The 14,075-nt window shown below is 68.8% G+C and carries 11 protein-coding genes; all 11 read left to right on the top strand.

From position 1 onward, the window contains the following. Nucleotides 1–58: 58 nt before the first annotated feature. The 11 genes from VGV60_00570 (at nt 59) to VGV60_00620 (ending at nt 14,075) form a co-directional block, all read left to right on the top strand. Nucleotides 59–1,297, top strand: a complete 1,239-nt coding sequence (locus tag VGV60_00570) for an FtsX-like permease family protein (GenBank protein HEV8699750.1) — start codon at nt 59–61, stop codon at nt 1,295–1,297. Continuing rightward, nucleotides 1,290–2,030: an ABC transporter ATP-binding protein gene (locus tag VGV60_00575; GenBank protein HEV8699751.1), complete on the top strand. Its 741-nt coding sequence runs from the start codon at nt 1,290–1,292 to the stop codon at nt 2,028–2,030. The genes VGV60_00570 and VGV60_00575 overlap by 8 nt, the downstream gene beginning before the upstream one ends. A 40-nt stretch (nt 2,031–2,070) precedes the next feature. Continuing rightward, a complete protein-coding gene (locus VGV60_00580) occupies nt 2,071–4,494 on the top strand; it encodes an ATP-dependent Clp protease ATP-binding subunit (GenBank protein HEV8699752.1) in 2,424 nt (807 codons plus the stop codon). 55 nt (nt 4,495–4,549) lie between these two features. Next, nucleotides 4,550–7,696, top strand: coding sequence for a POTRA domain-containing protein (locus VGV60_00585; protein ID HEV8699753.1), 3,147 nt, complete (start codon nt 4,550–4,552; stop codon nt 7,694–7,696). Nucleotides 7,697–7,780: 84 nt separating this feature from the next. Next, entirely contained in the window at nt 7,781–8,377 is a 597-nt protein-coding gene (locus VGV60_00590; protein HEV8699754.1) for an OmpH family outer membrane protein, read from the top strand. Nucleotides 8,378–8,388: 11 nt separating this feature from the next. Then, the gene (gene lpxD / locus VGV60_00595; GenBank protein HEV8699755.1) at nt 8,389–9,450 is read left to right on the top strand and encodes a UDP-3-O-(3-hydroxymyristoyl)glucosamine N-acyltransferase; all 1,062 of its coding nucleotides are present in this window, start codon (nt 8,389–8,391) and stop codon (nt 9,448–9,450) included. Nucleotides 9,451–9,523: 73 nt separating this feature from the next. Continuing rightward, nucleotides 9,524–10,003, top strand: a complete 480-nt coding sequence (gene fabZ, locus VGV60_00600) for a 3-hydroxyacyl-ACP dehydratase FabZ (GenBank protein HEV8699756.1) — start codon at nt 9,524–9,526, stop codon at nt 10,001–10,003. Continuing rightward, nucleotides 10,000–10,785 carry an acyl-ACP--UDP-N-acetylglucosamine O-acyltransferase gene (gene lpxA, locus VGV60_00605; GenBank protein ID HEV8699757.1) on the top strand — a complete coding sequence of 262 codons (786 nt, stop codon included), beginning with the start codon at nt 10,000–10,002 and terminating at the stop codon, nt 10,783–10,785. Before fabZ ends, lpxA begins: the two co-directional genes overlap by 4 nt. Before the next feature lie 29 nt (nt 10,786–10,814). Then, nucleotides 10,815–11,747 carry a Gfo/Idh/MocA family oxidoreductase gene (locus VGV60_00610; GenBank protein ID HEV8699758.1) on the top strand — a complete coding sequence of 311 codons (933 nt, stop codon included), beginning with the start codon at nt 10,815–10,817 and terminating at the stop codon, nt 11,745–11,747. A gap of 2 nt (nt 11,748–11,749) precedes the next feature. After that, entirely contained in the window at nt 11,750–12,844 is a 1,095-nt protein-coding gene (locus tag VGV60_00615) for a serine hydrolase domain-containing protein (GenBank protein ID HEV8699759.1), read from the top strand. A 37-nt stretch (nt 12,845–12,881) separates the two neighbouring features. Then, nucleotides 12,882–14,075, top strand: a complete 1,194-nt coding sequence (locus VGV60_00620) for a TonB family protein (GenBank protein ID HEV8699760.1) — start codon at nt 12,882–12,884, stop codon at nt 14,073–14,075.

A 14,075-nucleotide genomic window follows, 5' to 3' on the forward strand; every position in this document is an offset into this window, starting at 1 on the left:
TGATTTGTCGTACCGGGGCGCTGTACGATCACGCGCCTTCTAGGAGCCTCCGCCCTCCATGTCCTACCCGCTGTTCATCGCCAGGCGCTACCTGATGGCGCAGCGCAAGCAGGCGATCATCTATGTCATCTCCCTCATCTCGGTCCTCGGGGTCATCGTCGGGGTGGCCGCGCTGGTCGTGGTCCTGGCGCTGATGACCGGGTTCCAGGACCAGATCCAGGCGAAAATCTTCGGAGCGAACGCCCACCTCACGGTGTTCTCCGGGATGAACGGCCGCCCGCTCGACGTGCCGGCGACCCTGTCCCGGCTGACGAAGTGCGAGCCGATTCTGGCCGCCGCGCCGGTCATCTACGAGAAGGGGATGGCGCTGAGCGAGCTGAATGCCTCGGGCGCCGCCGTCCTGATCAAGGGGGTCGAACCGGCCGTCGAGCGTTCGATCACCGACCTGGGGGCGCAGGTGCGCGGTGATCTCGGCATCCTGTCGCTGCCCGGACGGGAGGGGCGCGATCGGGCGATCCTCGGCAAGGACCTGGCGCTCAACCTGGGGGTGGGACCGGGCGACGTGGTGCGGGTGATCATCGCGCAGGCGAGCGTCTCGCCGTTCCTCACGGTGCCGAGGAGCCGCGAGTTCGAAGTCGCGGGCGTGGCCGACGCCGGCTTCTACGACTACGACAGCAGCCGCGTCTACATCGCGCTCGATGCCGCCCGGAGGTTCATGGGTCTGTCCCCCCTCCAGGCGACGGCGATCGAGGCGCGCGTGCGGGATCCGCGCCGCGTCCAGGAGGCCTCGCGCGCCGTCCAGGCCAAGCTGGGCAGCGCCTACTACGTGAACGACCTCATCCGGATGAACCGCACCTTCTTCTCGGCCCTGCGGCTCGAGAAGCTGGGCATGTCGATCGCCATCGGCCTGATCGTCCTGGTCGCGGCGCTCAACATCATCTCGATTCTCGTTCTCATGGTGATGGAAAAGGTGCGCGACATCGGCGTGCTCGTGGCCATGGGGGCGGCCCCCGGGGGCATCCGGCGCATCTTCCTGTTCCAGGGGCTGATCATCGCCATGGTGGGAACCGCGGCGGGGATCGTGCTCGGGGTGGCGCTCGCCTGGCTCCTCGATCGCTACCGCCTGGTCAGCCTGCCGGTCGACGTCTATTTCATCCCCTACGTGCCGTTCCACATCCGCCCGCTCGACGTGGCGATGGTCGCCGTCCTGACCGTGGGCGTGTCGTTCCTCGCCACCCTGTACCCTTCGTGGCGGGCCGCGCGGCTCGATCCGTCCGAGGCGCTGCGCTATGAGTAGGGACGCCGCCGAGCCCATCCTGCGCTGCGCCGGGCTCTGCAAGTCGTTCGGGCCCGAGGGCCGGAGGGTCGAGGTCCTGCGCGGGCTCGACCTGGCGGTGGGGCGGGGAGACATGGTCGCCGTCCTGGGCGAGTCCGGTACCGGGAAGACGACCCTTCTCCACCTGGTGGGCGCCATCGACCGGCCCGACGCCGGGACCATCCTGTTCCGCGGACGGGACATCGCGGCGGCCGCGCCCCAGGACCGCGCCGTCTACCGCAACCGCGATCTCGGCTTCGTGTTCCAGCTGCACCACCTCCTGCCGGAATTCAGCGCCGTGGAGAACGCCATGATGCCGCTCCTGATCCGGGGGGAGGACCGCAGGAGGGCGCGGGATCGGGCTCTCGCCCTGCTTCAAGATCTGGGCCTGCGCGACTGCGCCGATCGGCGGCCGTCCGAGCTGTCGGGCGGGGAGCAGCAGAGGGTCGCCATCGCCCGCGCCATCGCCGGCTCCCCGGCCCTCCTGCTGGCCGACGAGCCGACGGGCAACCTGGACGAACGGAACGCCGAGGTCGTCTTCTCTCTCCTGTCCGACCTGCACCGGCGGCGCGGCATGACCACCCTGTTCGTCACCCACAGTGCCCGCCTTGCCGGAAAGTGCAGTCGAATCCTCAGGATGGAGCACGGTTTCTTGACGGATCCGGTGGGCAGCCGGTACAATGTGGAGGCTTCGACCACGCAGGTACCCGGCTAAAATCGAACGGGCGGGACGAAGGCGATCGGGCGGACCCCGAATGTTTGAAAAGTATACGGAGAAGGCCAAGAAGGTCCTGTTTCTCGCCCGCTACGAGGCCAGCCAGATGGGGAGCAAGGTGATCGGCTCCGAGCACCTGCTCCTCGGCCTGATCAAAGAGGGCGACGACCTGGTCCGGGACCTGTTCGGCCGATCGGGCGTGAACCTCGAGCTCCTGCGCGCCGAGCTGGAGGCGCGCGGCCCGAGCGGCGAGAAGCAGGCCGCCCCGATCGAGATCCCCTTCAGCGAAGAGACGAAGAAGATCCTCGCCTGCGCCGAGGAGGAGGCGGAGCGGCTCCTCCACCCCTACGTCAGCGACGAGCACATCCTTCTGGGACTCCTGCGGGTGGAGGACTCGGCCGCCGGCCGCATGCTGGCCGAGAAAGGGATGCGACTGTACGCGCTGCGCGAGGACACGGTCGCGGTCTGGAAGCAGCGGGCGCTGCCGAAGAAGGTCAAGGAGACGCCGTTCCTCAACGAGTTCTCGCGCGATCTCGCGGACATGGCGGCCCGCCAGGTGTTCGACCCGCTCATCGGCCGGGAGAACGAGCTGCAGCGGATGATCCAGGTGCTGTCGAGGCGGCGGAAGAACTCGATCGTGCTGCTGGGAGAGCCGGGCGTCGGCAAGACGGCCCTGGTCGAGGGCCTGGCGCAGCGCATCTCCGAAGGCAGCGTGCCGGTCTCGCTGTCGCGCAAGCGCATCCTGGCCCTGGACCTGTGCCTGATCGTCGCGGGGACGAAATACCGCGGCCAGTTCGAGGAGCGCCTCAAGGGAATCATCTCGGAGATCATCGGCAACGAAGACATCATCATCTTCATCGACGAGATCCACTCGCTGATCGGCGCCGGATCGGCCGAGGGGTCGCTCGACGCGGCCAGCATCATCAAGCCGGCGCTGTCGCGCGGCGAGGTGCAGTGCATCGGCGCGACCACTCCGAAGGACTACCACCGCTATATCGAGAAGGACCGCGCGCTGGTGCGCCGCTTCCAGCCGATCCGGCTCCATCCGCCGACGGAGGAGGAGACCCTCCTCGTCCTGCGCGGCATCCGCGAGCGCTACGAGAAGTTCCACCAGGTGCGCTACTCGGACGGGAGCCTGCGCACCGCCGTGACCCTCTCCAACCGGTACATCACCGACCGTTTCCTGCCCGACAAGGCGATCGACGTCATCGACGAGGCCGGGGCCCGCGTCAAGCTGCGACGGCGCATGAACTATCGCGAAATTCGCGATCTGGAGAAGGAGATCGAGCGCGCCGTCAGCAGCATGAAGAGCTTCCTGTTCCGGAAGGACTTCGAGAAGGCGGTGCGGCAGCACGACGAGGAAATCGCCCTGCGCAGGAAATACGACGAGTTCAAGCTGCGCGAGGAGGAGGAGCGCCGCGCGGTCCTCGAGGTCGCGCAGGAGGACATCGAGGAGGTCATCTCCAAGTGGACCGGCATTCCGATCTCCTCCGTGAAGAAGGAGGAGGCCGAGAGGCTCCTCAAGATGGAGGAGTTTCTCCACAGGCGGATCGTCGGGCAGAGCGAGGCGATCTCCGCCCTGGCCCGGGCCACGAGGCGCCAGCGCGCCGGCCTGAAGAACCCGCTCCGGCCGGTCGGTTCCTTCATCTTCCTGGGGCCGACCGGGGTCGGCAAGACCGAGGTGGCCAAGGGGCTGGCCGAATTCCTGTTCGGGGACGAGAAGTCGCTCGTCCGGTTCGACATGTCGGAGTACATGGAGAAGCACGCCATCGCCAAGATGATCGGGTCCCCCCCGGGGTACATCGGCTACGAGGAGGGCGGGCAGCTCACGGAGAAGGTCAAGCGACGGCCCTACAGCGTGGTCCTCCTGGACGAAATCGAGAAGGCCCACCCGGACGTGCTCAACGTGCTGCTCCAGGTCCTGGAGGACGGGCAGATCACCGACGCCTTCGGGGACAGCATCGACTTCAAGAACGGCCTGGTGGTCATGACCTCCAACATCGGATCGAACCTGATCATGAAGTCCCGCACCATGGGTTTCCGCGATCCCGGCGATCGCGAGCGCAGCTACCGCGAGCGCCGGGAAGTCGTCCTGAAGGAAGTGAAGACGGCCCTGAACCCCGAGTTCATCAACCGCGTCGACGAGATCATCGTGTTCGACGCGCTGTCGGACGACGACCTGCTGGCGATCGCGCGACTGATGATCAGCCAGCTCAATGCCAGCCTGGCCGATCGGGGGATGCGGCTGACGCTGACCGACGAGGCGTACCGCTGGCTCATCGACACCACGTGCAGCGATCGTTCCTACGGCGCGCGCCCGCTCCGCCGTGCCATCCAGAAGAACATTGAGGATGTCCTGTCGGAGAATCTCATTCTCGGGAAATTTCCCGAGAACGGGGAGATCGAGATCTTCGTCGATCAGGAGAAGCTGGCGTTCCGGGAACCGATCCAGGCCGCCCGCTGATACCGCTTCCCGCCCCAATCGCACGGCCACGGCTTCGCCTCGCGTAGGAGCCCGCGTGTTCGTCTGGTCCATGACGTCCGCCCGCCTCTGTGCCTGGGGACTCGCCCTGCTGATCGGGTCGGCGGCGCCCCTGGCGTCGCCCGCATCCGGGTCAGCGCCCGCCGGCGCCCCCCCGATCTCGGAGGAGCCCGCACCCGCTCCGACACCGGCACCGACGCCTGCACCGACTCCCGCGCCGACGCCCGCCCCGGAGCCGCCCGCGGCGCAGGCTCCGCCCGGGTCCGGCGGGGCCCCCGCCGCGCAGGCGCCTGCCGGATCCCCGGCGCCCGGGGAGACGCCCGCGGACAGGGAGGAGCCGCAGGGCGCGCCGCAGTCCGGCCGGGGGACCATCGGCCGGATCGTCGTCGACGGGAACGCCCGTGTCTCCGACAGCGCCTTCTTCAACAGCCTGAAGCTCAAGACGGGGGAGCCTTATGACGAGGGGGCGATCCAGGACGAATTCCGGCGCCTCTGGGACCTCGGACTGTTCGACGACATCAACGTGGAATCGCGCCGCAGGGAAGGGGACGTCTATGACGTGATCTTCCACGTGCGGGACCGGCCGCTGGTCGGCACGATCTCCTTCGTGGGCATGAAGGCGGTGACGGAGGCGAACATCCAGGAGAGGCTCAACCAGGCGAAGGCGGAGATCCGTCGCGGCCAGCCGGTGGACTTCTCGCTCCTGCGCAAGGCCGAGGCGGCGATCACCCAGCTCCTGGCGGAGAAGGGGTATCTCGAGGCGCGCGTCCGCGCGCGCCTGACGCCATCCGGCCAGGGGCAGCGCGAGGTGACCTTCGACATCCGCGAGGGGTCGAAGACGAAGATCAAGGAGATCGACTTCACGGGCAACCACCTCTTCACGAATCGCCGCCTGCGCAAGATGCTGAAGCTGACCAAGCAGGCGTTCTGGCTGACGGGCTGGGCGTCCTCGAAGACGCTGTATCACCCCGCCAAGTTCGACCAGGACTCCGAGAACATCCGCACGGCGTACAAGAGCGTGGGCCACCTGGACGTGGCGATCCAGCCGGAGATTGTCGATCTGGTGCCCCGGGGAAAATCCGCCGGCCGGAAGGGGAAGGGGGGCGGGCAAGCGACGGCGGGCGGCCCCACGGACGTCGTGGAGGCCGACCAGGAGGAGGACGAGCCCGAGCCGGTCGCGCCGCCCCCTCCTCCGCCCGGCGAGACCGAGAAGCAGCGGAAGAAGCGGGTCAAGACCGAGGAGAAGGCGCGGCGCAAACGCGACAAGAGACCCAAGAAGTGGGTGAAGCTCACCGTGCCGATCGAGGAGGGGCTGCAGTACAGGGTCGGCAAGATGGCGATCGAGGGGAACAGCGTGTTCAGCGAGCCCGAGATCCTGGCGCGCGTGCCGTTGCGTCCCGGCATGGTGTTCAACGACTCCGCCCTCAAGTACGGCACCAAGCGGCTGGAGGAGGACTACGGCGAGCGCGGCTATTTCTACGTGTCGATCGATCCGCGGGTGGAGAAGCGCGATCAGGTGGCCGACCTGACCCTGACGGTCACCGAGGACAAGAAGTATTTCGTCAATCGCATCGAGTTCTCCGGCAACACCACGACGCGCGACGGTGTCCTGCGGCGCGAGGTGCCGCTGGGGGAGACGGATCTGTTCAACGTGCGCCGGCTGCGCCTCGGCATCCGCAAGATCGCCCAGCTCGGCTACTTCCAGGTCGGCGACGATCCGGTGGTCAAGCCGGAGGGACAGACGGACCGGGTCGACGTCGAGGTGCAGGGGACGGAGTCCAGCCGCAACGAGATCCAGGTGGGGGGCGGCGTGTCGGGCCTCGAGGGGGGGTTCTTCCAGGCCTCCTACTCCACCCGCAACTTCCTGGGGAGGGGGGAGATCTTCTCCGCGTACATCCAGACGGGAACGCGCGCCAACCGCTACTCTCTCAATTTCACCGAGCCCTGGTTCATGGGCCGGCCCTGGACGCTGGGCTTCTCCCTGTTCAAGCGGCAGACCGACTATGTCGGGTTCCGTCAGATCGGCAGCGGCGGCACCGTCTCCCTGGGGCGCCTGCTCGGCGCGTTCAGCCGTTTCGACGTGGCTTACGGGTTCGAGACGGTGGACCTGGTGACGAGCCAGGCGGGATTCCCGGTCAACCGCCGGAACAGCTCGACCAGCAGCGTCACCACCCTCTACACCATGGACACGCGCAACAATTTCTTCCGGCCGACCCGGGGGTTCCGGCTGCAGGGGAGCTTCGAGTATGCCGGAGGCCCTCTCGGAGGGGACAACTACTTCAGGAAGCCGCGCCTGGACGGCACGCTGTACCTGCCGGGGTTCATGCGCAAGCACTACATCGGCCTGAACGCGTCCTATGGGCGCGTGACGCCGTTCGGCGGCCGGGTCGTGCCGGTCTACGAGCGCTACTTCCTGGGCGGTGAACGGAGCCTGCGGGTGTTCCGCACGCGGGAGGTGAGCCCGGCCCGGCGCGACCTCGACGTCAACAACAACGGTTTCATCGACGTGCCGGAGGACGCCGGTCCGGACGGCGTCTTCGAGGGATGCGAGGACCTGAACGGCAACGGCAAGCAGGACGCCAACGAGCCCGATCGGGGCAACTGTCTGCTCGATCCGTCCGAGGACCAGAACCACAACGGCGTGCTCGACAACGAGGACCTGAATCACAACGGCATCCTGGATCCGGGCGAGGACCTGAACGGCAACGGCCTGCTCGACGTCGAGGACGCCAACGGCAACGGGCGGCTCGACCTGGGGGAGGACCGCCCGGACGGCTCCTGGACCGCCTTCTGCCCGGCGGACGACCTCAACATGGACGGCCAGAACAATGATGGAGGGGTTGATAACGGCAACTGCCGGCTCGATCCGGGGGAGGACACCAACGGCGACGGCGTGTTCGGAACGGTCTTCCCCGGCGGCAACCAGTTCCTGCTGTTCAACGCCGAGTACACGATTCCCCTGGCGGACGCGGTCGAGATCGCCCTGTTCTACGACGCCGGCAATGCCTTCGATGACGGAGAGCGGGTGCGGCTGAACGGCATGCGCGTGGACTACGGGCTGGAGCTCCGCTTCTACCTCCCGGTGTTCCAGGCGCCATTGCGCCTGATCTACGGCTTCATCCAGAACCCCAGGCAGGGGGAGGATGCCTCGAATTTCATCTTCAGCATCGGCACCACGTTCTAGGAGGATGGCCGCGGCGGTGCCGTGAACCCCTGGATTCCCTGTGATATAGTCACTCTCCGCTGTCGCGACGCAAGGAGAGACTCGATGCCTCGATGGATGATGGTGCCCCTGGCCCTCATGGTGCTCGTGCCTGGAATCGCGCCCGCAGGCGCCCAGCAGGCCGAGCCGGTCCGGATCGGCGTGTTCGACCCGGAAACCGTCTGGAAGCTGACGGAGATCGGCAAGAAGTACAACGCCGATCTGTCGGAGGCGCGCGACAAGCTGCAGGCCGACATCGACAAGAAGCAGGCGGAAATCGACGCGGTGCGGGACAAGTTGCGGCAGCAGCAGGCCAGCCTGAGCGACGACAAGGCGGCCCAGATGCAGAAGGACATCCAGAACCGGGTGATCGAGCTGAACCGGCTGAATGACGACGCGACGCGCGAGATGAAATCGCAGCTGGGCGAGGTGCAGAACAGGTTCCAGCAGATGCTCCTGGAAACGGTCGAGGCGTTCGGCAAGGAGAAGAACTACACCCTGATCCTGAACAAGGGTGTCATCGACTACAACGCCCCGCAGATCGACGTCACCCAGAGCCTGATCCAGAAGTTCAACGAAATGCACAAGGTGCCCCCATCCACCGCCGCCAAGCCGCAGCCGAAGAAGACCCCCGACAAGCCGAAGGATTCAGGGGGCCTCTGAGGGACGGCCGTTTGGGAGCCTACACGCTGGGCGAGATTGCCTCCCGCATCGGTGGACAGGTGCGGGGTGACGCGGCCCGTCCGGTGTCCGGCATCAAGCCGCTCGACCAGGCGGGACCGGACGACCTCAGCTTCGTGGCGCACGCGCGGTACCGCCGGGCTGCCGCGGCCTCCAGGGCCGCCGGTCTCATCGCCGGCGACGAGCAGGTGGCCCCCGGCCGCAATCTCATCCTGGTCGAAAAGCCGTACGCCGCCCTGGCGGTCGCCATGGGGCTGTTCCATGCCCCGGAGCGCCCGGCTCCCGGGATCAGCCCTCAGGCCCTGTTGGGCGAGGGGACGACGCTGGGCAGGGACGTGTCGATCGGCCCCTACGTCGTGGCCGGCCGGAACTGCCGGATCGGCGACCGCGCGGCGCTCATGCCGGGTGTCGTCCTGGGCGACGGCGTGCAGATTGGCGAGGACTCGGTCCTGCACCCGGGCGTCGTGGTGTACGGCGGATCGATCCTGGGAGCCCGGGTGGTCGTGCACGCTTCGAGCGTCCTGGGCAGCGACGGATTCGGCTACGCCGAGGAGTCGTCGGGCCGGGTGAAGATCCCGCAGGTGGGGAACGTGGTCGTCGGGGACGACGTCGAGATCGGCGCCTCGGTGACCATCGATCGCGCCACGTTCGGCAGCACCGTCGTGGGACGGGGCACGAAGATCGACAACCTGGTGCAGATCGCGCACAACGTGACCATCGGCGAGGAGTCGATCCTGGTCGCGCAGTCCGGAATCGCCGGGAGCACGCGGCTGGGCCGCGCGGTGATTCTCGCCGGGCAGGCGGGAGTCGCGGGGCACCTCGAGATCGGGGATCGGTCGGTCGTGGGAGCCAAATCGGCGGCCCTGCAGGATCTGCCCGCCGGTTCGTTCGTCGTGGGGCATCCGGCCGTCGATCATCGCGAGTGGAAACGCAGCCAGGCGGCTCTCAGGCGCCTGCCCGAGCTGGTGCGCGCGGTGGCGCGCCTCGGGTCCAAGCCGGTGCGGGCCGGGGCGCGCCGTCGCCGCGGCCCCGCAGGATCCCGGGGGCGTTCTTGACGGACCGCAGGGTACGGACCGACGACGAGGGGGCCGCGCGGCCTGGGGCGGCCGCGGGCCCGGCGAGGGGGGAATGAGCGAACCGTCCGGCGTGCTCGACATCCGCACGATACTCGGCATCCTGCCGCACCGCTATCCGTTCCTCCTGGTGGATCGGATCGTCGCGATCGAGGGGGACACGAAGGTCGTCGGGATCAAGAACGTGACGTTCAACGAGCCGTTCTTCCAGGGGCACTTCCCGGGAAATCCGGTCATGCCCGGGGTCCTGATCGTCGAGGCGATGGCGCAGGTCGGGGCGGTGCTGCTGCTTCGCCGGGTCCCCGATCGGGAGAAGAAGCTGGTCTATTTCGCCGGCATCGACAAGGCCCGGTTCCGCCGTCCGGTGACTCCGGGCGACCAGTTGCGATTCGAGGTCGAGGTCCTGAAGCTCCGCTCCCGCTCCGCCCGTCTCCGGGGCGAGGCCTTCGTGGACGGCGCCCTGGTGGCTGAGGCCGAGTTGTTTTCCTCCATGGTGGAAAGGGATGGCGGCCCGCCGGCCCCGGAGACGCCATGAGCCAGCGCGTTTCGGTCCACCCGACCGCCCAGGTCGATCCGGGAGCGCGTCTCGGCGACGGCACCACCGTCGGCGCCTTCAGCGTCATCGGCGCGGAGGTGGTCATCGGAGAAGGCTCGCAGATCGGGCCCCAGTCGGTCGTCGAGGGCCCCACGACGCTCGGAGCGCGCTGCCGCGTCTTTCCATTCGCCTGCATCGGCATGGAGCCCCAGGATCTGAAGTACCGGGGCGAGAGAACGACCCTGGAGATTGGCGACGACAACGTCTTCCGGGAGGGCGTGACGGTCCACCGCGGGACGGTCGGCGGCGGGGGCGCGACGCGCATCGGGTCGGGAAATCTCCTGATGGCCCAGACCCACGTGGCGCACGACTGCCGGGTGGGCAGCGGCGTGATCTTCGCCAACGCCGCGACGCTGGCGGGTCACGTGACGGTGGAGGACGGCGCCACCATCGGCGCGTTCTCCGGCGTGCACCAGTTCTGCCGCGTCGGCGAGCACGCCTACATCGGCGGCTATTCGGTCATCACCCAGGACGCCCTGCCCTATGCGCTCACGGTCGGCAACCGCGCCAGGAGCTATGGCATCAATGTGATCGGGCTCGCGCGCAAGAAATTCCCCGATGAGACCATCCAGGCGCTGAAGCAGGCGTACCGGGTGCTGTTCCGGTCGAAGCTGGGTCTGCAGGCGGGCATCGAGCGCCTGGAGCTCGACTTCCCAGGACATCCGGAGGTGGGGAGGATGATCGGCTTCATCCGTTCGAGCCAGCGCGGGGTCATCCGCTGAGCGCCCCGGGCGCCGGCCGCCCGGTCCGCGTGGCGGTCATCGGCGTCGGCAGCCTGGGCCAGCACCACGCGCGGATCCTCTCCAGCCTCCCCGAGGCCCTCCTGGTCGCCGTGGTCGACCGGGATCCCGCGCAGGCGGGGGACGTCGGCGCGCGTCACGGCGTCCCCGGCCTGACCGATCATCGCGAGCTGCCGGCGGACCTCGATGCCGTGACGGTCGCGGTCCCGACGTCGCGGCACGCCGAGGTCGCCGTGTCCTGCCTCGAGCGCGGCTTCGCGGTCCTGGTGGAAAAGCCGATGGCCGCGACGCTCGACGAGGCGGCCGCGATGGCGCGCGCCGCCGATCGGGCCGGGCGGCCCCTCCTGGTCGGCCACACGGAACGGTTCAACCCGGTGGTCCGCGCGACGCTCGATCGGATCCGCGATCCGCGCTTCATCGAGACCCACCGTCTGGGAGTGTTCACGGCCCGGAGCACCGACGTCGACGTCGTCCTCGACCTGATGATCCACGACCTGGACGTCATTCTCAGCCTGGTGCGGTCCCCGCTCGCCTCGATCGATTCCGTCGGCGTGCATGCCCTGACGGACAAGGTGGACATCGCCAACAGCCGCATCCGCTTCGAGAACGGCTGCGTCGCCAACGTCACCGCCAGCCGCATCAGCACCGACCGGGTGAGGAAGCTGCGCATCTTCGAGCCCGATTCTTACGTCTCGGTCGACTACGCGCGCCAGGAGGGGGTCGCCTACCGGCTGACGAGGACTCCGGGAGCCTCCCCGGAGATCGTGCGCGAGCCGCTCGCGGTCGAGTCGGAGGAGCCGCTTCTCGCAGAGCTGAGATCGTTCACCCGGACGGTCCGGGGGGAGGCCGCGCCGGCCGTGACCGCGGCGGAGGGGCAGCGGGCGCTCTCGACGGCCCTGCGAATCGTCGATCAGATCGCCGCCGGCCTGCGCCGGTCCTCCTGACCATGCGCGGCGCGGACCGCCTGGCCGATTACCTGAGGCACCACGTGGAAGCCGGCGATTTTCCCGGCGCGGTCTACCTGGTCGCGGAAGACGGCCGCATCCTGGCCGATGGGGCGTTGGGCCTCGCCGTGGCACGCCCCGAGCGCATCGCCGCCACGCCGGACACGATCTACGATCTGGCCTCGCTGACCAAGCCGCTGGCCGGGGCCCTTCTGGCGGCCCTCCTCGAGGCGGAGGGACGCTTGGCGCTCGACGATCCTCTCGGCCGCCATCTCCCCGACTGGACGGCGGAGGGCCCGGCCTCCCGCGTCACCCTCCTCGACCTCCTGACCCACCGATCGGGACTGCCGGCGTGGAGGCCGCTGTACCTGCACGCGTCCGATCGCGCCGGCTGCATCGCGTGGCTGCGGGAGCAGCCGCTGGAGCGGCCGCCCGGCGCGGAGGTGGTCTACTCCGATCCGGGCTACATCCTGCTCGGATTCGCGCTGGAGCGGGCCGGCGGGGCGTCCCTCGACCTGCTGTTCGGGCGCAGGGTGGCCGACCCTCTCGGATTGACCGATCTGCTGTTCCGCCCCGATCGGGCGCTCCGCGGGCGGACGGCGGCGACCGAGGCCGGCAACCGCAAGGAGCGCCTCCTCGCCGGGCCGGAGGGAGACCGCTACAATGGGTGGCGCACGGACGTGGCGTGGGGAGAGGTGCACGACCTCAACGCGCGTCTCCTGGGCGGCGTGAGCGCGCATGCCGGCCTGTTCGGCACCGCACGCGCGGTCTTCCGGGTGGCCCTCGAAATCCTGGGTCCGGGCACGGGTCTCCTGGATTCGACGAGGCGGGCGCTGTTCGCCTCGAGCTTGACGAGGGGCATGGGTGCAGATCGGCCGCTCGGCTTCCGCCTGGCCGGGGACCCCCGCGGCGCCGCGGGGGCCGGCCTGTCGGCGCGTTCCTTCGGCCAAGACGGATTCACGGGGACGTCGCTCTTCATCGACCCGGACAGCCGGCGGATCTACATTCTCCTCACGAACCGGGTGCACCCGGAGTTCAGGGAGATGGACATGAACGCGGTCCGGCGCGGGTTCCACGAGGTCGCCGCGTCGTTGTAGGCCCGCTCGCCGGAGCGGGGATCAGGAGCGAAGTCCGATGGCGTTTCTCTCCCTCGAGGAGCCGTTCGAGAATCCCGTCGTCCGCGTGAGCCGCGCCGGAGGCGTGCTGGTCTCGCTCGGAGCGCATCTGCTCGTGCTGCTCTTCTTCCTGTTCGCGCCTGGCATCGCCGCCCGCCTCCTTCCCGAGCCCATCCTCGCCATGCTGCGGGCCCGGCCCCGGATCGCCACGGCTCCCGAGGCCGTCTCGACGGTGGTCCCCCCGCTCAAGACCGCCACCCCCGAGTCGCGGAAGGTCCCGCTGCAGTTCGCCTACGTCCGGACGCCGGACGACAACCCGGTCGAGAAGAATCCCCAGGCGCGATTGCTCTCGGACCGGAACCGGAGGGCCAGGCAGGAGGTCCCGACCCCGCCGCGCGTCAAGGACTTTTCTCTCGACCCGCACTCGCAGGGAGACACGATCGATCGGGTCCGGCCCGACCCGCGAATCGCCGAGGGGCGGGACTCCCTCGAGCGGGCGCGGCCGCGAAGCGCCGCGGGTTCCGAGGCGGGTGCGACCCCCGAGGCGCCGTCACCCGTGACGGACGGGGAGGACGCGAAACGTGCCGGCAACGGCGTTCCGGCGGACGACCGAGCGGACGCCTCGGGCACGGACCAGGAGGGGGATGGTTCCGCGCGGGCCCTCCGCCAGGACGACGGACCGGGGGCGGCTCGGGAATCGGTCGCGGAAGCCGGGGGGACCGGACGTCCGAAGCCGACGGGCGGGACGGGGCGACTCTCGGCCGAGGCCCGTGAGAGCCTGCAGCGGGCGCTGTCCGGCGAAGGCCAGGAGAGCAAGCGCCTGTTCGACAATCCCGGATACCTGACTCCCGGGATGGCCAGCGGCACGATGTCGTTCGACACCCAGGGGTTCCCCTGGGGCGATTATGCCCGCCGCGTCCACATCATCATCCAGAACCACTGGGAGGACCGGCTGCCTCTGGCGTTCCGCGAGGGCGTCCGGGGCCACACCTGCATCCACTTTGTCATCCAGAAGGACGGCACCATCTCCGACATCCAGGTGGTCCGTCCCTCCGCCGTCCCGCCCTTCACCCGCGCCGCCCTGGACGCACTGCGCGCCAGCAGCCCGCTCCCTCCGCTCCCCAAGGACTTCCCGGAAGACCAGGAGGGCTCCAGCTGGTGCTTCTTCTACAACCTGCTGCCCGAAGAGGTGCGTGACGCGCTGAGGGAGTGA

It is taken from the genome of Candidatus Polarisedimenticolia bacterium (genome assembly GCA_036001465.1).
Taxonomy (GTDB): domain Bacteria; phylum Acidobacteriota; class Polarisedimenticolia; order Gp22-AA2; family Gp22-AA2; genus Gp22-AA3.